This is a genomic window from Methyloradius palustris (assembly GCF_019703875.1).
Classification (GTDB): domain Bacteria; phylum Pseudomonadota; class Gammaproteobacteria; order Burkholderiales; family Methylophilaceae; genus Methyloradius; species Methyloradius palustris.
On the sequence record NZ_AP024110.1, the window covers coordinates 1,724,815 to 1,745,264 of the forward strand.

General features: G+C 48.0%; 14 protein-coding genes. 8 read left to right on the forward strand and 6 right to left on the reverse strand.

Going from position 1 to position 20,450, the window contains the following annotated elements; translation table 11 throughout:
* The first annotated feature begins 59 nt into the window (after positions 1-59).
* Positions 60-1,544 (forward strand): malate dehydrogenase (quinone), encoded by a 1,485-nt coding sequence (gene mqo / locus ZMTM_RS08275; protein ID WP_221763433.1) that lies wholly within the window; start codon positions 60-62, stop codon positions 1,542-1,544.
* 63 nt (positions 1,545-1,607) lie between these two features.
* Positions 1,608-2,105, forward strand: a complete 498-nt coding sequence (locus tag ZMTM_RS08280; RefSeq protein ID WP_221763434.1) for a hypothetical protein — start codon at positions 1,608-1,610, stop codon at positions 2,103-2,105.
* Positions 2,106-2,211: 106 nt separating this feature from the next.
* On the opposite strand, the gene ZMTM_RS08285 is transcribed toward ZMTM_RS08280, so the two are convergent.
* Both ZMTM_RS08285 and ZMTM_RS08290 read right to left on the reverse strand, forming a co-directional pair.
* Positions 2,212-2,673 carry a c-type cytochrome gene (locus ZMTM_RS08285; RefSeq protein WP_221763435.1) on the reverse strand — a complete coding sequence of 154 codons (462 nt, stop codon included), beginning with the start codon at positions 2,671-2,673 and terminating at the stop codon, positions 2,212-2,214.
* A 46-nt stretch (positions 2,674-2,719) separates the two neighbouring features.
* The gene (locus tag ZMTM_RS08290; RefSeq protein WP_221763436.1) at positions 2,720-4,591 is read right to left on the reverse strand and encodes a methanol/ethanol family PQQ-dependent dehydrogenase; all 1,872 of its coding nucleotides are present in this window, start codon (positions 4,589-4,591) and stop codon (positions 2,720-2,722) included.
* Positions 4,592-4,863: 272 nt separating this feature from the next.
* Here ZMTM_RS08290 and ZMTM_RS08295 point away from each other — a divergent pair, with 272 nt between their 5' ends.
* Positions 4,864-6,753, forward strand: a complete 1,890-nt coding sequence (locus ZMTM_RS08295; RefSeq protein WP_221763437.1) for a sigma-54-dependent Fis family transcriptional regulator — start codon at positions 4,864-4,866, stop codon at positions 6,751-6,753.
* 11 nt (positions 6,754-6,764) lie between these two features.
* Here ZMTM_RS08295 and hrpA read toward each other — a convergent pair whose 3' ends face one another.
* A complete protein-coding gene (gene hrpA / locus ZMTM_RS08300) occupies positions 6,765-10,730 on the reverse strand; it encodes an ATP-dependent RNA helicase HrpA (protein ID WP_221765650.1) in 3,966 nt (1,321 codons plus the stop codon).
* Between the two features lie 183 nt (positions 10,731-10,913).
* Complete coding sequence (locus ZMTM_RS08305) at positions 10,914-11,345, reverse strand: hypothetical protein (RefSeq protein ID WP_225906994.1); 432 nt, start codon at positions 11,343-11,345, stop codon at positions 10,914-10,916.
* Positions 11,346-11,427: 82 nt separating this feature from the next.
* On the opposite strand from ZMTM_RS08305, the gene ZMTM_RS08310 reads away from it, so the two are divergent.
* Positions 11,428-12,363 carry a YihY/virulence factor BrkB family protein gene (locus tag ZMTM_RS08310; protein ID WP_225906995.1) on the forward strand — a complete coding sequence of 312 codons (936 nt, stop codon included), beginning with the start codon at positions 11,428-11,430 and terminating at the stop codon, positions 12,361-12,363.
* Positions 12,364-12,401: 38 nt separating this feature from the next.
* Here the strand turns inward: ZMTM_RS08310 and ZMTM_RS08315 are convergent, their stop codons facing one another.
* The gene (locus ZMTM_RS08315) at positions 12,402-12,986 is read right to left on the reverse strand and encodes a hypothetical protein (protein ID WP_221763438.1); all 585 of its coding nucleotides are present in this window, start codon (positions 12,984-12,986) and stop codon (positions 12,402-12,404) included.
* 24 nt (positions 12,987-13,010) lie between these two features.
* Positions 13,011-13,832 (reverse strand): class I SAM-dependent methyltransferase, encoded by an 822-nt coding sequence (locus ZMTM_RS08320; protein ID WP_221763439.1) that lies wholly within the window; start codon positions 13,830-13,832, stop codon positions 13,011-13,013.
* A gap of 237 nt (positions 13,833-14,069) precedes the next feature.
* On the opposite strand from ZMTM_RS08320, the gene ylqF reads away from it, so the two are divergent.
* The 4 genes from ylqF to ZMTM_RS08340 all read left to right on the forward strand — a co-directional run bounded on the left by ylqF (position 14,070) and on the right by ZMTM_RS08340 (position 20,449).
* Positions 14,070-15,005, forward strand: coding sequence for a ribosome biogenesis GTPase YlqF (gene ylqF / locus ZMTM_RS08325; RefSeq protein WP_221763440.1), 936 nt, complete (start codon positions 14,070-14,072; stop codon positions 15,003-15,005).
* A gap of 85 nt (positions 15,006-15,090) precedes the next feature.
* Entirely contained in the window at positions 15,091-17,118 is a 2,028-nt protein-coding gene (locus ZMTM_RS08330; protein WP_221763441.1) for a UvrD-helicase domain-containing protein, read from the forward strand.
* A 50-nt stretch (positions 17,119-17,168) separates the two neighbouring features.
* A complete protein-coding gene (locus ZMTM_RS08335) occupies positions 17,169-18,302 on the forward strand; it encodes an MFS transporter (RefSeq protein WP_221763442.1) in 1,134 nt (377 codons plus the stop codon).
* Positions 18,303-18,403: 101 nt separating this feature from the next.
* Positions 18,404-20,449 (forward strand): AsmA family protein, encoded by a 2,046-nt coding sequence (locus ZMTM_RS08340; RefSeq protein ID WP_221763443.1) that lies wholly within the window; start codon positions 18,404-18,406, stop codon positions 20,447-20,449.
* Position 20,450: the final 1 nt, after the last annotated feature.

A 20,450-nucleotide genomic window follows, 5' to 3' on the forward strand; every position in this document is an offset into this window, starting at 1 on the left:
ACGGCTTGCGCCCTATGATTCTGTTCGTCCTGAATTCACCACTTTTAAAAATATAAAAAATGTCTGAAACTACCGTAGATATATTGCTAGTTGGGGGTGGCGTGATGAGTGCCACGCTGGGCTTATTGCTTAAGCAGCTTGAGCCATCATTAAAAATCATGATGGTGGAAAAGCTGGATCAGGTAGCGCTTGAAAGTTCAGATGGCTGGAACAACGCAGGCACAGGCCATGCGGGCTATTGCGAGCTTAATTACACACCATTAAATGCCAATGGCGAAGTGGACATCAACCGCGCCTTGGCGATCAATTCGGCGTTTGAAACCTCGCTGCAATTCTGGTCGCACCTGGTTAAAACCAAAGTCATCGCTTCACCTAAAGACTTTATCAACCCTACGCCACACGCCAGCTTTGTGTGGGGTGAAGAGAATGTTGAGTTTTTGCGCCAACGCCATGCAGCATTAAGCGCGCACCATCTGTTTGCTGATATGGAATTCACTGAAGACTCTGCCGTGCTTAAAGAGTGGATGCCGCTGGTAATGGCCAAGCGCCATACCAAAGAGAAAATGGCGGCAACGCGCGTGGCTTATGGCTCGGATATCGACTTCGGCGCCCTCACCCGCCACATGGTGAACACTCTACAAACCAGTGATGGTTTTGAACTGCTGACAGGCCATCAAGTGGATACTTTCAGGCATAAACACAACCACCGCTGGGAAATCCGCATAGAAGATATTAAGAGCGGCAAAAAGAAAAAAGTGAACGCGGGCTTTGTATTCCTCGGTGCTGGCGGTGGCGCCCTGCCCTTGCTGCAAAAATCACGCATCCACGAAGGCAAAGGTTATGGTGGCTTCCCCGTCAGCGGGCAATGGCTGGTTTGCCAGAACCCAGAAATCATAGGCCAGCACTTTGCCAAGGTGTATGGCAAAGCACCGCTTGGTGCGCCGCCCATGTCAGTGCCACATCTGGATACCCGCATCATCAATGGCAAACGCGCACTGCTGTTCGGCCCCTATGCTGGCTTCACCACCAAATTCCTGAAAACAGGGTCGATACTCGACCTGATTTCATCGGTCAAAACTGGCAACCTGAAGTCCATGTTCAAGGCTGGCTTGCATAATCGTGACTTGACCAAATACCTGGTCGGCGAAGTGTTCCAGACCCATAAAGAACGCGTGAATGCCCTGCGCCATTTTCTGCCTCAAGCGAAAGAGAGTGACTGGGTGCTGGCGAATGCCGGACAACGCGTGCAGATCATCAAGAACTGTGACCAGAAAGGCGGCAAGCTCGAATTCGGCACTGAGATCGTTGCCGCTAAAGATGGCTCGCTGGCTGCACTACTAGGTGCATCACCAGGTGCCTCCACATCGGTAGAAGCGATGATTCAGGTGATTGAACGCTGTTTTTCATCCAAGCTATCTGAAGGTTGGCAGGCAAGACTGAAAGAGATGATTCCGTCTTATGGTGAATCGCTGATTGAAGATAAAGCACTGCTGAAGAAAGTACGGAAACAGACTCTCAAGACTTTACAATTGAGTGGTTCATAACAAAGGCTATTGGATGCTTTAATGTCGTCCAATAGGATAGATATTTAATGTTAGGGGGATCATATGCCTGATATTCCTAAAAGTGATTTACCAGCATTATGTGCAGCGGTTGGTTTTATTACTATCAATTGGGCACTGATGGAACGACAAATGGATAACATAATTCATTTCTCTTTTGATTCATTTGGTGGAATCTCTGGGCATGATAGAAAGCCAAGCACATTCAAAGAAAAAGCCAAATACTTAATAAAAGCCTTTAGCCATACCAGAGAATTTTCTAATCACAAAGTCAATACACTTGCGCTTATTGAGAGAGCGAAATCTTTCAGTATTACAAGGCATGCCTTTACGCATGGTGCACTTGAAAGCCTTGATGGGACTGTTCTAACAATCAATAAACTTCAAACCAAGAAAGAATACCGGGTTGATTTAATAAAGATTGATATCAAAGATTTTCCATTTCATGCACAAGAAATATCGGATCTGGTAACTGAATGGTTGCACCTATCAAAGACGCTTTATGATGAGCATCAAAAACGGAAACAATCGAAGATTACTTAATCATTCAATCGCGGCCTTTCTAACTCCTCTAATAAAAAAGCCAGACCCTAAGGCCTGGCCATAATTCAGCCACAAATTGGAGATGAGCGATTGAATTCGAAACTGGTTAGTGCGCGTTACTGCGGATAAAAGCCACTACTTTCAACACCTCATCTACGGTCAAGCCCTGAGTTGGGTCATCCGGCAACATCAAACCTTTGCCTTTAGCACCCATACCACCAGCAGTACCGCCCCAGATGGTTTCAAAGATGCCTTGGTCATTAACGTTTTTGGCGTAGTTCCATTTGTCATCGGTCAGGTTAGGGCCCACGGCGCCTTCAGCATGCGCACCGTGGCAAGCTGTGCAGCTATATAGTTGGAATATCTTCTTGCCAGCCTTGATAGCATCGGCATTGCCGATATAGCTATTCTTACCGCTCGCCATGAAGTCCTTGGCGGCTGGGCTATCCACCACATCTGCTGGAATCGAAAGTGGCTTGCCATCCAGAGTTGATACAAACTTCACATCCGCTGCTTCAGCCAACCAGGGCGTAAGCAACAGCATTAATATAGATAATAGCTTCAACATACATCCTCCGTTTGCCCCCTTCCACATAAGAAGGGGGCGTTATGTTTTATAGACTAAATACGTTCATGGCACCGCCGCCTGGGGCAGCGTTCCACTTGGTCAGCTCACGATAACCACCAGCAGCACCAAGGCCATCAGTATCGTTATTGAGACCCAGGTTCATGGCAACACCAGCCCAGCCACCGATACCTGAGAGCACGCCAACATACTGTTTGCCTTTATGGCTCCAAGTAATGGCATTGCCGACGATGCCTGAACCTACCTGCATCTTCCACAACTCCTTACCAGTCTTGGCATCAACTGCCTTGAACCAGCGATCCAGCGTGCCGTAGAACACGATGTCGCTAGAGGTTACAAGTGCGCCGCCCCAGGCTGAGAACTTCTCTTTGTTGTACCAAACAGACTTGCCTTTGAGGCCATCCCAAGCCATGAAACCGCCCATTACACCTTCAGGCCCTGCAAACATGGTGAGGGTTGAACCTACCCATGGCTGACCAGCAACGTACTTGGACTCCACCGGTTCATAGGTCATGCAAACGTGGTTAAGCGGTACGTAGAACATGCCTGTTTTTGGCGAGTACGCTGAAGGCTGTTCGTCCTTAACACCCAGCGCTGATGGACAAATGCCCTTGGCGTCGTAATCTTGGTGTGTTGAGAACTTAGGGTCTTTCTGTGGCACGCCTGAAGCCAAGTCGATCTTGCTCGCCCAGTTAACAAACTTATTCATCTTCTCAGCCACAATCAAAGTACCGTTGGTGCGATCAAAGGTATAACCGAAGCCATTGCGATCAAAATGGGTCGCCAGTTTCTTGCCTTGCGCTTCCCACAGCACAGTTTCATTCATGCCGTCGTAATCCCACTCGTCATGTGGTGTCATCTGGTAACCCCAGCGTGCAGCGCCAGTATCCAAGTCACGAGCAAAAATTGTCATGGACCATTTGTTGTCACCAGGGCGTACATCTGGGTTCCAGGTGCCAGGATTGCCAGTGCCGTAGTACATCAGGTTCAACGTTGGGTCATATGAATACCAGCCCCAAGTCGAGCCACCACCGTGCTCCCAGCCATTCTTAATGGCTTGTGGCTTGAGCCAAGTTTTAACACCCAAGTCAGCTTCTGGAAACTTAAGCTTGGATTTATCCAGCGCTTTGAAAGAGCCGCCTTCAACATTGCCACCGCTCACATCTTCATAAACAGATAATGCGCTGTAGTGTGGGTTCTCTTTATTGAAGTCTTTACCAATCATGACATCAGTATCAGGGCCGTTACTGTAGGCACGCCAAGCAAGTGAACCGTCCTTGATGTTGTAGGCCGTAATAAAACCACGAACACCATATTCACCGCCGGACATACCGGTGATGACTTTATCTTTGAACACATGTGGGGCGTTGGTGTTTGATTCACCTTTTTTAACATCAACTACTTTAACTTCCCAAACCTTGGTGCCATCTTTGGCATTGAAGGCGATTAAAGTACCATCGTTCTGCTGCAGCAAAATCTTGCCATCACCATATCCAAGACCACGATTTACGTTGTCACAGCACAACAAAGCCTGAACTGAAGGGTCTTGCTTTGGAAAGTATGACCAGATGATCTTCTGGTTATCGTTCAAATCCAGGGCATATACGTTGTTAGGGAATGCGGTATGAACGTACATAATGTCATTAACAACCAGAGGCGCACCCTCATGGCCACGGTTAACACCAGTGGCAAACGTCCAGGCCTGTTTTAAATGGCCGACATTGCCTTTGTTGATTTGTGACAAACGGCTGTAGCCAGTATTCGCATAATCTTTACGCTGGCTTGCCCATTGGTTATCGTCTTGCATAAGCTTGCTCAGGTCATCTTCTGCAAAAGCAGAATTGCAGATCAGACTAAGCAAACCAGCACCTACTGCTAGTTTTAATTGATGTGTTCTCAAGCTACTCTCCAAAAAGATTGTTCTAAAAAGATATGATTGGTTTTACACACGCTAAACAGCCAACGTGCATGCATCCGTGAGAACAGTATTGCAAGCCATATGCCAGACAGTGAATTTAAGTGGGTAACTGCCCGCTGAGGCTTACCAGATAAGGCTTGGCGAAGGGCTGGGTTTTCAAGTACGGCTGAATGTAAACGCTATGTTGTTGTGTCATAAATGAACAGGTGTTAAATTGAATCGTGAACAGTTAACACTTTAATTACAGGTAAAAAATGCCTAATTCGGTCATTGATAAATCGCAAATCATACGAGATGCGCGCGAGACTTTTCTCAGCGGCGGCAAGCTACAAAAAGGCATAGTCGCTGAAGAAATCATTCGCTCTTGGGAGCGCTCTCTCGCTAACGGTATTGATGCTACAGCCAACAGCCGCAGCCAAGTATTAACCGTGGCTGAACTCAAGCAACGCCGCGAACAACATCATCAGTTGCTGGCCTATGCCCAACCTGAAATGGCTACGCTGAATGAGCAGATCGCACATACGCGCAGCATGGTGATTTTGACGGATGACGAAGGCGTGATTTTGCATAGCCTGGGCGATAACCACTTCCTCACTGATCCGCAAAAAATTGCGCTGAGCGCAGGCGCTTCGTGGCATGAGAATGAACGCGGCACTAATGCGATTGGCACGGCATTGATGGAAGCTGCGCCAATGACAGTACAAGGCGCGGAGCATTTTATTGAACGTAATCACATCCTGAGCTGTTCTGCAGTTCCAATCTTTGGCATTAGAAACGAATTACTGGGCACGCTGGATGTTTCAAATGATTTCCTGATTCCGCAGCAACATACGCTGGCCTTGGTAAAAATGGCTGCGCAGATGATAGAAAACCGCCTGTTTAGCGCCAGTTGCCAAGGTGATATCGCCCTGCACTTTCACGCCAGGCCAGAATTCATCGGCACACTATGGGAAGGCATTGCCGTTTTCAATGGCGATGGCCGATTGCTGGCGATTAACCGCAGCGGACAGTTCCAGCTTGGTTTTGATAGCGAATTGATGAAAAATCGCGCAGTCTATTTCCAGGATATATTCGAGCCCACACTCAACAGCTTAAGCAGCGGCCACCTCGTATTCCCGATTAAGCTAAGCAATGGCGCACGCCTGTATGCGCGTGCTGATAGTAGTCAAAGCAAAGTATCAGCCCAGCCTCTTCCCGTCACAAACAACAAGCCTGCAAAACGTGATTGCGCCGCCAATCTGGAGATGCTGAATACTGGCGATAGCCGCTTGGCTAAAGCCATCAGCCAAGTGCAACGTGTACTAGACCAAGATATTGCGATTCTGATTGAAGGCGAAACCGGCGTAGGCAAAGAGCTATTTGCACGCGCCATCCACGAAGCCAGTAGTCGCCAGGATGGCCCCTGGGTTGCAGTCAACTGTGCTGCACTGCCTGAAGGTCTGATTGAATCCGAGTTATTTGGTTATGAAGAAGGCGCGTTTACTGGCGCGCGGCGCAAAGGCAGTGCTGGCAAGCTGGAACAAGCCAATGGCGGCACGCTATTTCTGGATGAAATCGGCGACATGCCGCTGGCGTTGCAATCACGTCTCTTACGCGTATTGCAAGAACGCAGCGTGACGCCGCTGGGCAGCAGCAAATCAAAACCTCTCGATTTCATGCTAATCAGTGCTACCAACCAGAAGCTACGCGAGAATGTAGAAAAAGGAGTGTTCAGGCGCGACCTCTATTACCGCTTAAATGGCCTTAATGTGAGTTTGCCTGCTTTGCGCGAACGCAGTGATCTCGGCGCATTGATCAGCTTGATTATGGAAATCGAACAGGCTAGCAAAGCCAACATCAGCCCTTCTATTATGTCGCTGTTCAGGCAGCACCCATGGCCAGGTAATATTCGCCAGCTACACAATGTATTGAAAACCGCGCTGGCTTTGTCTGGTGGCGAGACTATTAATGAATCGCATTTATCAGATGATTTTCTTGAGGAAATGAGCCAGATCAACACCAGTGAGCCGCAGGCTTCCATGTCTGCACTCAATAGCGAGCTGGTGAGAACAACCCTGCACAAACATGCTGGTAATGTCTCGGCAGCGGCTCGCGAACTGGGGATTAGCCGCAACACCTTTTACCGCAAGATGAACGACCAATAACTTAAACTCAATCAGGGTTTAAGGTCAAACCAGAGTTTGTCCAAGCGCTTGGCCGATACTGGGAATGGTGTCTTAAGCTCCTGTGCAAACAGGGATACTCGCAACTCTTCTATTAACCAGCGATAGTTATCCAGCTCAGGGCTAACGTCTTGTCCCGCTTTGCGCAGCGCAATCACTTTCTCTTCCCAGCGCTGCCAGACTTGTTGCACTGACTGCGCGCTACGGGTATCGCGCTCTATGCTGGCCGGATATTTATCCAACCGCAATTTTAGGCATTTCATATAGCGTGGCAGGTGTTGCAAACTATCCCAAGGGGTTTGGCTGAAGAAACGTTTGGGTAATAGTTTGGATAGCTGCATCTCGACTTCGGCTTTAACCCGCGCCATGGGTGCTGGCAGGCTGGCGAGTTTTTGTGTGAGTGGTTGGTATTCGGCGCTAATCGCTTGCGCCAACCTTGAAGCCGCTTCGGCGACTGCTGGCAGGCGGGTTCTGGCGCGCTGTTTGAGATTCATGAACTCGGCATTGCTGCGCGGCAAGCTATCTTCACCAATAAAAGCACGGTCGGCAATCGCGGTGAGCATGTCTTCTCGCAGCTCGTCTGGGCTCACAATATTGCGCAGCAGCAAGGCGTATTGATTGAATCCGGGCAGGCCTTTTTCCAGCTGCTTGATTTGTTCTTTAAGCTCAAATCGCATCAATCGGCAAACGCCCAGCCTGTGGGCTTTGATGGCGGCTGATTCGGTGTCGAACAGCTTGATGGAAACGCTATCGCCACGATCTTCCAGCGCGGGGTAGCCCGTGAGTGAACGGCCATCGCGATTGAACGACAGCGTAGCAGGCAAATCGCCGAAATCCCATTGTTTGAGGCCAGACTTCTCGATCTCAGGTGAAGCGCTTCTGAAAGTCAGTTGCGCGGCCTGACCGAGTTGCTGCTTGAGCGCATTCCAGTCTCGCCCCATCCCCAGTTCTCGTGCTTTTTCATCGACGATACGGAAATTCATCAACAGATGGGCTGGCAATGCATCTTGTGGCCAGTCGCTGGGCGAGATTTCAAGTTTTGGGCGCTGTTTAATGTAGATTGCCAAAGCTTGCAATATTGGGCTTTCGCCGACTTTGGTCTGTTCCAGAAAACCAGTCACAAACTCAGGTACGGGGACGCAAACACGCCTGTAGGTTTTGGGCAACGCTTTCACCAATGTGGTCAGCTTTTCGCGCAACATACCCGGAACCAGCCATTCAGCACGGGTTGAATCTAGCTGATTAAGTAGCGCGAGCGGCACTGTTGCTGTTACACCATCCAGCGGATGGCTGGGCTCAAAGCGATATTTAAGCGGCAGTGAAACGCCATCCATGACAAAGCTTTCAGGGAATTGCGCTTCGGTAACGCCGGCTGCACCATGTCGCATGAGTAGCTCGCGCGTGAGATACAACAACTTGGGATTAGTCTTTTCCACAGTCTCGCGCCACGCTTCAAAACCAGCGCCGTTGATAATGCCTTCGGGGATGATCTCATCATAAAATGCGAACAAAGTATGCTCATCCACCAATACATCCTGCCGTCGTGCCTTGTGTTCAAGCTCTTCAATCTCAGAGATCAATTTTCGGTTAGCCTCAAAGAACGGCGCGCGGGTATCGAACTCCATATTCGCCAAAGCTTCACGAATAAAAATTTCGCGCGATTCCTTGGGGTCAATCGGCCCATAATGCACACGGCGCTTGGGGATGATAGTCAAACCGTAAAGGCTGACGCGCTCCCAAGCCGCCACTTGCGCGAGCTTTCTATCCCAGCGTGGATCACTGTAATGGCTTTGCGTTAAACCGCGCGCGACTGGCTCAATCCAGTCTGGCTCTATCTTGGCGACACAGCGCGCATAGAGCTTGGTGGTGTCCATCAACTCAGCCGCCATCACCCATTTGGGGCGAGTTTTCTTGAGTGCTGAACCTGGCGCAATATTAAAACGGATGCCGCGCGCACCTTGGTAACTATCGGATTCGCCATCCTTAAAGCCAATATTGCCAAGCAGACCCGACACCAGCGCACGGTGAATCTGGTCGTAGCTTGCGTCCAAATCATTGAGCTTAAAGTCCATCTCTGTGACGATACTCACAATCTGGCTATGCAGTTCACGCCACTCTTTCAACCGAAGGAAAGAGAGGAAATTCTGGTGGCATTTATTGAGCAGCTCTTTGTTCGATTTTTTGTTCTTCAAGGCTTCGTCGTAGAAAGCCCAGAGCTTCAGATAGCCCATGAAGTCAGAGCGCTCGTCAGCAAATTTCGCATGCGCCTGGTCAGCAGCTTCGCGCTTATCCATTGGTCTTTCACGCGGGTCTTGAATAGACAAAGCACTGGCGATAATCAGTATCTCTTGCAGACAACTTTCTTTTTTTGCCGCCAATATCATGCGCCCAACTCGCGGGTCTAGCGGTAACTTGGCAAGCTGGTTGCCCACTTCAGTGATCTGGCGATTGCTATCGACTGCGCCTAGCTCCTGCAATAACTGGTAGCCATCGGTGATGAGTCTAGAACTTGGCGCCTCGATAAATGGAAACTCATTCACATCACCAAGCTTAAGCGCGGCCATGCGCAGAATGACGGCAGCCAGCGAGGAACGCAAAATCTCTGGCTCGGTAAACTCAGGGCGATTATTAAAATCCTGCTCATCGTAAAGTCGCACACAAATACCATCTGAGACACGGCCACAACGGCCTGCACGCTGCCTTGCGGCGGCCTGCGAGATTTTCTCGATCTGCAATTGCTCGACCTTGGCGCGGGAACTGTAGCGATTCACCCGCGCAAGCCCAGCATCCACCACGTATTTAATGCCAGGCACGGTAAGCGAAGTTTCAGCCACATTGGTAGCCAACACAACACGGCGACCGCCAGACGGCCTGAATACCTTCTGCTGGTCTTCTATCGAAAGACGCGCGAATAAAGGCAATATCTCGGCGTGCTTGAGGTGTTTACGCAGATGGTCTGCCGTATCGCGAATCTCGCGCTCACCGGGTAAAAATACCAGCACATCGCCCCCACCTAAACGCGATAGATCATCTACAGTATCCAGAATCGCTTCTTCGATCGCCTCTTCGCGGTCATCCTCTGCTATCCAATCCTTGGCTGCGCGCCAGCCCGATTCGGTTTTACCTTTGCGCTGCACGCCCATCAAGTCTTCATTCAGTAGCAGAATATTGTCTTCATCCGCCACTTCATCTTCTTTGCTTTGTGCCTTGAAGCCAGCCTTGCCTAGTGGGCGATAGCGTATCTCTACCGGGTACGTGCGGCCTGAAACTTCAATCACGGGCGCACCATCAAAGTGGCGAGAGAAACGATCAGCATCAATCGTGGCGCTGGTGACAATGACTTTTAAATCTGGGCGTTTGGGTAATAATTGCTTGAGATATCCCAGCAGGAAATCGATATTCAGACTGCGTTCATGGGCTTCATCGATGATGATGGTGTCATAGGCATTGAGGAATCGATCGCCTTGCGTTTCAGCCAGCAAAATACCGTCCGTCATCAGCTTGATGTAGCTGGATGCTGAAAGCTTGTCGTTGAAGCGAACTTTATAACCGACCACTTCGCCGAGCGGAGACTTCAACTCCTGCGCAATACGTGATGCCACAGATCGCGCAGCGATTCGGCGCGGCTGCGTGTGACCAATCAAACCACTCACACCGCGGCCTAACTCCAAGCAGATTTTGGGCAGTTGCGTAGTTTTACCAGAACCAGTCTCACCACAAACAATTACCACTTGATGCTTTGCAATAGCGGCGGCGATGTCTTCTTTCCTACCACTTACGGGCAGTTCGCTAGGAAAGTCAGGCTTGGGCAACGCCAGTTTACGGGCTTCTAATCGAGCAACAGACTCGCGCAGCTTGTTAGAAATCTCGGTGATTAAGCGATCTACAGGCTTTCCTTGCTCGAGGCTGGCGCGTGTTTGCTGTAATTTGCGGCGCAATGAAAAACGATCCACCAGCATGCAGGCTGGCAGTAGTTTTTCAAGTTGAGACAGCAGTTGTTGCTGGCTGGGCGCAGAAGTACGAGTGGTTTCGTTCACAGAAGATGAATGAGCTTAACTAGCTGAAGATGAAATATGACATGAATTTTAACACGCTGGCAGGCTTGCTCTGTCTGTTAAGGCTATTAACTAATCAGGCAATGTTTATTTCATTACGCAGTCTTCAGTGCCAGTGTTACCACCTTTGAATGCAGGCTCAAAGTAGAACTTATGGAAAGCCAATTTGCCTTGTTTATTTTTCTTGATAGTTGCAACACCCGTGCCATAGTCCTTGGTGGCTGGGTTTTCTAGTGCAAAATGCATGGCAAACTGATTGCTATTCGCTGCGGCCTCACCTAGATAAGTGCCATACCCTGGCACCTCCAGCTTGAAATCGTAACTGGCATAAGACGCAAAGCTGTGTTCTGGCTTCAGCTTCATAGTCACCACCCCTGTATAGGCACCCTCTTTAGTGTCATTGCCAGTACATTCATACACACCGCTGTAATCCCTACCTGTAAAAGCAGGCTTTGCGGGCAATACAGCGCTGCTGAAAAGAGCGCTAACAAAGATGAATACTGAAAGATATTTTTTCATGTGAGATTCCTTGGCATACTTATGATTAAATCTTTGACTGATGTATTGAGCATCAGCCGCAAATTATATATGGAGCCAGCATTTGCCTACCAGCCGCATTATCAAGCTATTTCAGCCACTACGCTCACACATCAAGAACGTACAACTTTTCCTGATGCAGTGCATAGAATCGTGGATTGAGCATAGAGCTGGCAGCAAGGGTGCGGCTTTGGCTTTTTATGCCTTATTCTCAATGGCACCGATATTGATACTCATGATTGCGTTATTGGGTTACGTGTTTAACGAACAAATCGCTCAAACACAAGTGATTGCTGAGGTATCAAGATTGGTTGGAGAAACTGGCGGAAAACTGGTAGAAAGTTTACTGATCGCTTCAAGTAACAACGCCTCCAGTTTGATTGCCACAGTGCTTGCGAGCATATTCATCTTCGTTGGCGCCACTAGCGTATTTTCTGAGCTAAAAGCCAGTCTGGACGAGATATGGGAAGTCAAAAAAATTGCACAGATAGCGCCTTTTAAACAGCTACTGATTACCAGATTAGTCTCTTTTAGCATGGTCATGATATTAAGTGCGCTACTACTCATTTCGCTCACCATCAATGCTGCCATTAATGCTGTCGGGGCTTATTCGAGTGAATTTCTGGGGCACTATTCGGATATATTTTCAGTGGCTACATCATTCGTTTCGTTTTGCGTGATTGCCAGTATATTTGCCATAATCTACAAAACGCTGCCTGATGTTTTACTGTCATGGAAAGATGCGATGGTAGGCGCAGTTTTTACCGCGATACTTTTTAGCTTCGGGAGTTATCTTGCAGGCATTTACATCAGCAAGAGCGCAGTTACATCTAGCTTTGGCGCGGCAGGTTCACTGATTGCCTTACTATTGTGGATTTACTACTCGGCGCAGATATTCTTTTTTGGCGCAGAGGTGACGCGCCAATATGCCATTACTTACGGTAGTTTAAAAACCAGTAAATTAAAAAAAATCCTCAGTCGAATGCTGAATAGAGGCTAAATCTAAAATAAAACAGGGCTGACTAAGCCCGCCCTGTTTTATTTTAGATTCTGTTGTTTCTCGGGGTTTTTAATATTCGTATTTTTGGTGTTTAATGTTTGCGGTTTCTCACCTTGCTCACAACTATACTGATGGATAAAACGATTAGTTTGACGATAATACGTATGTTCCAAATGATAATGATCTGGGCAAAAAGGCTTCATCCAGACACTGCCAGTACAAATGAGAGGTTCTGTAGAAACGCCATTGATTTCCCTGTAAACGTCCCAGCAATAAGTATCATATTTCCCGTTCACTATGCCTGACTTGGGTGATGGGCGAAAGTTACTGGCACGCTGAAAAGTCATTTCTCCGATTGGAGCCACTAACTGTTCCAGATAAGCAGGATATTCAAGAAATGCATCCTCAGGTGTATCGTAATTTTTGATTACTCCATTCAGTACCAAATGAGGAGGATTTCCTTCGACAAACTGCCCCGCGCCTGGCCCTGTAGTAATCTGATATTTGAATATTGGCTCCAGCCTTAAAGGCTCTGCAATAGCCAAATTGCCAAAAATATAAGTGATTCCAACAATTAAAATTGTTGGAAACTGAAGCTTACTGATACGCCGAATTAGCCTCAAGCCTTGAAACCTCTTCTGAGATATTTAATAGATAAAACGGTCGTGCATTTCTTGCAGATTAAGTTCCTGCAATATCTGCTCCAACCGAACTTGTGCATTTTTTCTCGGGCTATTTTTATAACGGGCGATAATCAACTCGTTTTTCATCGAATGCTCCCAGCCCACTAACTCAGTCACGGTGACCTGATAGCCATGCGCTTCCAACTGCAAACAACGCAAGACATTAGTAATCTGACTGCCAAATTCGCGTGTATGGATTGGATGGCGCCAAATTTCTGATAAGGCAGTTTTGGCAAATGATTCATTCTTTTTTTTACGCAGCACTTCAGCCACTTCCGCTTGGCAACAAGGCACTAACACCATGAATTTAGACTGTTTTTCCAGCCCAAATTTAATCGCATCATCAGTGGCAGTATTACAAGCATGTAGTGCAGTGACTATTTCCACCTGTTCAGGCAGTACATTTGAAGTAATGGACTCTTCAACACTTAAATGCTGGAAACCCATACGTTCAAAACCAAGTTGGGCGGCTAAGGCTTGTGATTGCGCAACCAGTTCGGCGCGGGTTTCAATGCCTACCACCTGCCCTGCCAGCTTTGCCTTCATGAATAAATCATAAAGGATAAACCCCAGATACGACTTGCCAGCACCATGATCCACTAGCGTTGGATTGGGCTGATCGGCAAACACCTCAGTCAACAAAGGTTCAATGAAATGGTAAAGGTGATATACCTGTTTGAGCTTGCGACGCGTGTCCTGATTGAGTTTTCCATCACGCGTCAGGATATGTAGCGCTTTCAACAGTTCAATAGACTGTTCAGGCTTGATTTCGGGGATAACTTGCATGGTTCATTTTAACGCATATCCTTTATTTGCCTGCGAGGAAAATTAACCATGCCATGAATGATAAAATACGATAATAAATGCGAAATACGATGTGTTTTGCGCCTTTTGAATTCAAACTTCTAAGTGAGACAAGGCGCATCAACATTTTTAGCGCGCGGCATATGGGTTATATGTAAGCGCTAAAAATGTTGAGGCAACGCAGTATCGCGACGAAGTTTGAAGATAAAAAGGTGCAAAATGGCAATTCAGTGGTATCCAGGACACATGACTTCGGCGAAGAAAAAAGCCGCCGAGACCATGGAATTTATCGACGTAGTCATCGAAGTGCTCGATGCACGCGTGCCAGAAGCCAGCCACAACCCGATGATTGAAGAGCTCAGGCTTTTCCGTCAGCGCCCCAACCTTAAAATTCTCAACAAGGCAGATCTAGCAGACCCAGATGCCACGCAGGCATGGTTGAATTACTACAACAAAATTCCTGGTGTTAAAGCGGTCGCACTTTCCTGTAAAAAACCGGGTGATGCGGCAAAAATACCAAAACTTTGCTTAGCACTTGCACCTCACCGTGGTACACACATCAAGCCGCTACGCATGATGATCATGGGCATTCCTAACGTAGGCAAAAGTACATTGATGAATGCATTATTGAATCGCCGCATTGCCAAAGTGGGCGATGAGCCCGCAGTGACTAAAAGCCAGCAACGGTTCGATCTCAACGAGCAGATGAACATTACCGATACCCCAGGCATGATGTGGCCAAAAATCAAGCATGAAAGCGATGGCTATATGCTCGCCGCCAGCCATGCGATTGGCCGTAATGCAGTGATTGATGAAGATGTTGCAAGATTTTTAGCCGATTTATTACTCAAAAATTATCCAGCTCTGTTGACCGCACGCTACAAAATCGATGTATCTCAAATGGATGGCGTTGATCTATTAGAGACCATCGCCAAGCGCCGTGGATACCGCCTTAAAGGTGGTGAAGCCGATATGGAAAAAACGGCTATGGCCTTGCTGGTGGATTACCGCTCTGGTGCATTAGGCCGTGTCAGCCTTGAAACACCTGAGTCACGCAATCAGATGGTTATCAGCACGATACCCGTGGCGGAGGCAATAGCGCCTGAAGTACTTATTGAAGAAACTGAAATCCAGGAAAAAGATCAAGAGCCTTAATCCCTTACTGATTGTTATCTTTAGCTTTCACGCTAGTTAAAAGCAATACTCATATCTCATTTAAAGAAACAATGCTAAAGAACGAATGCTAGACACACTTAATTCCCCACAGCGCGAAGCAGTTAAATATCTGGATGGTCCCTTATTAGTACTTGCTGGCGCTGGTAGTGGTAAAACACGCGTAATCACGCAAAAGATCGTTTACCTGATTGAGAAATGTGGCTATCTCCCTAAAGAGATTGCTGCCATCACCTTTACCAACAAGGCTGCACGCGAGATGCAGGAGCGCGTAGGCAAGATGTTGGAAAGCAAATCGACCAAAGGCCTGACGATCGCTACCTTCCACTCACTCGGGCTACAAATGCTCAGGCAAGAAGCAGCATTGCTAGGCTATAAGCCTCAATTCTCAATTCTTGACTCTTCCGACAGCTTCAAGATTCTCGCCGATGTCCTTGCAACCACAGATAAGCAATTACTGCGCAAAACCCAGTGGCAAATTTCGAGCTGGAAAAACGCCTTTATCAATCCTGACCAAGCAAAACAACTGGCAGATGAAGAGCTCACTCACGCCGCTGCCAAGGTGTACCAGATTTACCAGCAAACGCTCAAAGCCTACCAAGCTGTGGACTTTGACGACTTGATTAAACTACCAGTTGAGCTATTTGAGCAGCACCCGGAAGCCCTGGCCAAATGGCAGCGCAAATTAAAGTATCTGCTGATTGATGAATATCAAGACACCAACGCCTGCCAATACAAACTAGTGAAAATGCTGACAGGTATTGAAGGCCGCTTCACTGCCGTGGGAGATGATGACCAGGCGATCTATGGCTGGCGCGGGGCAGATGTTGAGAACCTACGGCAACTGACTGAGGATTTCAGTAGGCTTAAAGTCATCAAGCTGGAACAGAATTACCGCTCTACTGTACGCATCTTGCGTGCCGCTAACCAAGTGATTGCTAATAACCCCAAGCTCTTTGAGAAAAAACTTTGGAGCGACCTCGGCACTGGTGACTTAATACAGGTGAGCGCTGCCCGTGACGAAGAACATGAAGCCGAAGCAGTGGTAATGAAGCTGATGGCGCACAAGTTTGAACACCGTACCAAGCATCTGGATTATGCAATTCTCTACCGCGGCAACTACCAAGCGCGAGTCATCGAGCAGCAATTGCGCAACCACAAAGTGCCCTATACGGTTTCTGGTGGTCAATCCTTTTTTGATAAAGCCGAGATTAAAGACCTGGTCAGCTACTTACGCCTGATTGCGAATGAAGATGATGACCCTGCTTTCATCCGTGCAGCCACTACCCCGAAAAAAGGCATAGGCAATACCACGCTTGAACGTTTGGGCGAATATGCCAGCCTGCACAAAATATCATTATTCGCTGCCGCTTTTGAAGGCGAGTTCCAACGTGAGCTGGGAAACCGTCAGCTAGAAGATTTACTTAACTTTTGCCAGTACATCAATAAAATTCAGGAACGTGCCGAACGCGACCCAGCAGGTGAAGTGCTGACTGATCTGCTAAACACCATTCAGTACGAAGTTTTTCTTTACGATAGCGAGGAGCCGCGCGCCGCTGAGACTAAATGGAAAAACGTGCTCGACTTCACAGGCTGGCTCACCAAAAAAGGTGAAGGCGACGACGCCAATGAAGAGCGTAATTTGCTACAACTCACGCAGATGATCTCGCTGATGAGCATGCTGGAAGGCCGTGAGAACGGCGAGCCAGATGCCGTTAAACTTTCTACCCTGCATGCTGCAAAGGGCCTGGAGTTTGGCCATGTATTTCTGATTGGTGTGGAAGAGGGCATATTGCCGCATCGTGAGAGCGTAGAGGCTGACAAATTAAAGCCTGGCAAGATTGAAGAAGAGCGACGTCTAATGTATGTAGGTATTACCCGCGCACAAAAATCGCTCAATATTTCTTGGTGCAAAAAACGTAAACGCGCTGGCGAGACAGAAATCTGTGAGCCGAGTCGTTTTCTGGCTGAACTACCGCAAGATGATGTACGTCATTTTGGTGGGCCTGCGGCAGACCCCGCTACCAGCAAAGAACACGGTAAGGAGCGCATGGCCCAGATACGTGCCATGCTAGGTAATCAAAATAAGGGCTAAACAAACGCTCCAATTACCAATGATTTTATTATTGAAGAAACGAGTTCTAAATGGGTAGCTGGATGTTTGCACTAGCCGCTGGCGCATTTTGCATAGGCATGACTGAATTTTTGCCTATGGGTTTACTGCCAGATATCGCGCGTGATCTCAGCGTATCTATCCCCGCAGCGGGTAACCTAGTGACGGTTTATGCGCTGGGTGTTGTTGTTGGCGGGCCATTGATGGTGGCATGGACTATTCGCATGCCACGCAAGAAAACACTGTTAATGCTGATGGCGATCTTCGCATTAGGCAATGCATTGTGCGCTATGGCTCCAAACTATCAGATGCTGGCCGTGGCACGGATATTCACCGCACTGAGTCATGGCTCTTTCTTTGGCATAGGTGCGGTGGTTGCCCTCTATCTCGCGCCTCCAGGACAGAGCTCCCGCGCACTTGCATTGATGTTCACTGGACTTACATTGGCGAACGTTCTAGGTGTGCCACTGGGTACGCTACTGGGGCAGTTCACTTCTTGGCGCATTCCGTTCTGGACAGTCTCTGCCTGCGGCTTACTGGCCATATTTGCGGTATGGCGCTATATCCCCGACCTATCCGCAATGCCAGCGACTAATCTTCGCGCCGAGATGCGCGCTGTAATGGGGCGAGATGTCTTGCTGGCAATGGCCATCACGGCAGTCGGTTTTGCTGGCGTCTTTACAGTATTCACCTACATCACGCCCATATTAGAAGACCAATCTGGCTTATCGCCTCACATGGTGAGCGTTGTGTTAGTGGCAATGGGCGTTGCCGCAACCATAGGCCTGAATATTGGTGGCAAACTCGCAGACTGGAAATTGCTGCCAACCATTACCTTGTCGCTGGTCGGCATGGCGATACTGAGTGCAACATTTGCATGGAGCATGCAATTCACCATTCCTGCGCTCATCACTATATTCATCTGGGGTATTGCCAGCTTTGCTGTCGGCCCTGGCTTGCAGACGAATGCCATGCAACGCGCGGGAGATTCACCTTTAATGGCTTCTACAGTTAACCAGAGCGCATTTAATCTTGGCAATGCCAGCGGTGCTTTTCTCGGTGGAGCGGTGATTCACTTTGGCTTAGGGCTACAAAGTGTTGCGCTGGCAGGCGCAATCGTTGCGGTGTGTGGGTGCGCATTGACTTTGTATAGCATGCGCCAATAATTAGATAATGTAAGAATATTCCTACATTTTGCTTACACGTAGTCCTAGCGCCAGCTTCTACAAATGAGCATATGATTGATTGAATTGAGAAAAATTAAATCATGACCACGCCAGAAAACCATCAACCATCAACGAAAAAGCCCAAGCTAAATAAGGGCATTAGAGTTGTATTGTTCATGATACTCGCCACAATTGTAGTCATCACGGCATGCGAAATTGCTGGTTGGCCGTTTTTACGAGCTCCTGTAGAAAAGTTTCTTAAGACCAAGCTGGAACGAGTAGTCAGTTTAGATGCACCGTTCAAGCTGCACCTGCTTGGTGGCGTCAAACTAGAAATCGGAGGGCTATATATCGCGGCTCCTGACGGTTTTGATGCGCCATATCTAGTTGATGCCAAAAATATAGCATTAGCACTACGTTACAGCGATCTCATCCAATTTAAATCTGCCGAGGCTTTTCGCATCAAATCGCTACAGGTAGATAGTATTGACGCAAAGCTTATACGTCACGCAGATGGGCATGCCACATGGCAGTTCAAGCCTGATGATAGTCCATCCAACCCCATCCCCATTATTGAGACCTTGATTGTAAAAAACGGGGCTGCACAATTTGATGACCCCATTACACAGTCTGCGCTCAGCATGTCATTTAATACCAATGAAGGTTCGGCTGATAACACGCCCACCTCACTGGTTATAGTTAAAGGCAAGTTTCGCCAGAAGCCACTCAATGGCAAAATTAATACCGATGGATTTTTACCAATTGCCACACAAGATGCTAGTTCGCCTGCAGTAGCCACCACTTTGTGGTTGGACTACGGTGGCATTCATGCCGACTTTAAGGGTGCTGCATCAGACTTATTTGGCAGGCAAGACATCAAGGGTTCATACAATATCAAAGGCGCTTCACTTGGTATTTTGGGCGATTTAATTGATACGCCGTTGCCAACAACTGACCCATTCAAACTCAGTGGGAATATTGAAAAAGATGATGTGGTTTGGCTAATCAAGGTCGCATCGGCAACCGTTGGGCGCAGCAGTTTGTCTGGTAATTTTCGCTATGACCCAAAACCTGCCAAGCCGATATTGTCCGGCACATTGAGCGGCTCGCAATTCTACCTGGCTGATTTAGCGCCAGCCTTTGGTAGCAAAAATGAAGATGGCTCCCAATCAAAAAAACGTGATGGTCACGCCATCCCTGATCGTCCGATTGATCTGCCATCATTGAATAAGCTGGATGCCCAAATAAAAGTGGATTTAACTTACCTTGAGCTGGGCAATGCGTTCAACCACCCTATCTCACCATTTAAAGCCGACCTATCCATCGACAATGGCAAATTAACGCTCTCGGAAATTGATGCTAAAACCGCAGATGGCAGCCTTTCCGGCCTGATTTCAGTGGATGCGCATGCGGATAATACTGCGCTAGCGACTCAACCTATCGCACCTGTAATTCCAAAATGGAAAATAGATTTAGTGTGGAAAAACATTAATCTTGAGAAATGGTTAAAAGTATCTGAAGAACGAAAACAAGAGGCTAAAGAAAAGGGCAAAAAGAATACTCCGCCAGCCTACGTCACAGGCCAGCTCAATGGCAAAACCAATCTCTCAGGCACTGGCAACTCCACCGCCCAGCTATTAGGCTCGCTCGACGGCGACATTGCCATGGTAATTCAAAATGGCAGCATTTCTCACTTGATTATTGAGGTCTTAGGGCTTGATATTGCACAAGGTCTAGGCATGCTGATTAGGGGCGATGAGTCACTACCCATGCAATGCGCTGTCATAGATTTGAAAGCCACAAAAGGCTTGGTTGAGCCGACCGTGGCGATGATTGATACGCCCGTCACACTGGTGTTAATCGACGGCAACTTAAGCCTGGCTAAAGAGAGCCTTAATCTCAGGCTGACAGCAAAACCTAAGAATATGTCACCACTCACTGCACGCTCACCTATTCACGTCACAGGCACATTTAGTGACCCTAAAGCTTCGCCCGAAGGCGGCCCGATTGCGGCAAGAATTTTAGGTGGCTTGGCCTTGGCAATCATCAATCCGTTTGCCGCCATATTGCCGTTTATTGATACTGGCGACTCATCTGCTGTATCGCCTTGCAAGCAATCGTTAACTAATCTCAAAAGCGTTAAATAGC

What these genes read in the sequence shown, in the direction of transcription:
- ZMTM_RS08320 (WP_221763439.1), bottom strand. Translation starts at nt 13,832, where the DNA reads ATGCAAGTTATCCCCGAAATCAAGCCTGAACAGTCTATTGAACTGTTG.
- hrpA (WP_221765650.1), bottom strand. Translation starts at nt 10,730, where the DNA reads ATGCTGGTGGATCGTTTTTCATTGCGCCGCAAATTACAGCAAACACGC.
- ZMTM_RS08340 (WP_221763443.1), top strand. Translation starts at nt 18,404, where the DNA reads ATGACCACGCCAGAAAACCATCAACCATCAACGAAAAAGCCCAAGCTA.
- ylqF (WP_221763440.1), top strand. Translation starts at nt 14,070, where the DNA reads ATGGCAATTCAGTGGTATCCAGGACACATGACTTCGGCGAAGAAAAAA.
- ZMTM_RS08285 (WP_221763435.1), bottom strand. Translation starts at nt 2,673, where the DNA reads ATGTTGAAGCTATTATCTATATTAATGCTGTTGCTTACGCCCTGGTTG.
- ZMTM_RS08335 (WP_221763442.1), top strand. Translation starts at nt 17,169, where the DNA reads ATGGGTAGCTGGATGTTTGCACTAGCCGCTGGCGCATTTTGCATAGGC.
- ZMTM_RS08295 (WP_221763437.1), top strand. Translation starts at nt 4,864, where the DNA reads ATGCCTAATTCGGTCATTGATAAATCGCAAATCATACGAGATGCGCGC.
- ZMTM_RS08330 (WP_221763441.1), top strand. Translation starts at nt 15,091, where the DNA reads ATGCTAGACACACTTAATTCCCCACAGCGCGAAGCAGTTAAATATCTG.
- ZMTM_RS08280 (WP_221763434.1), top strand. Translation starts at nt 1,608, where the DNA reads ATGCCTGATATTCCTAAAAGTGATTTACCAGCATTATGTGCAGCGGTT.
- ZMTM_RS08305 (WP_225906994.1), bottom strand. Translation starts at nt 11,345, where the DNA reads ATGAAAAAATATCTTTCAGTATTCATCTTTGTTAGCGCTCTTTTCAGC.
- mqo (WP_221763433.1), top strand. Translation starts at nt 60, where the DNA reads ATGTCTGAAACTACCGTAGATATATTGCTAGTTGGGGGTGGCGTGATG.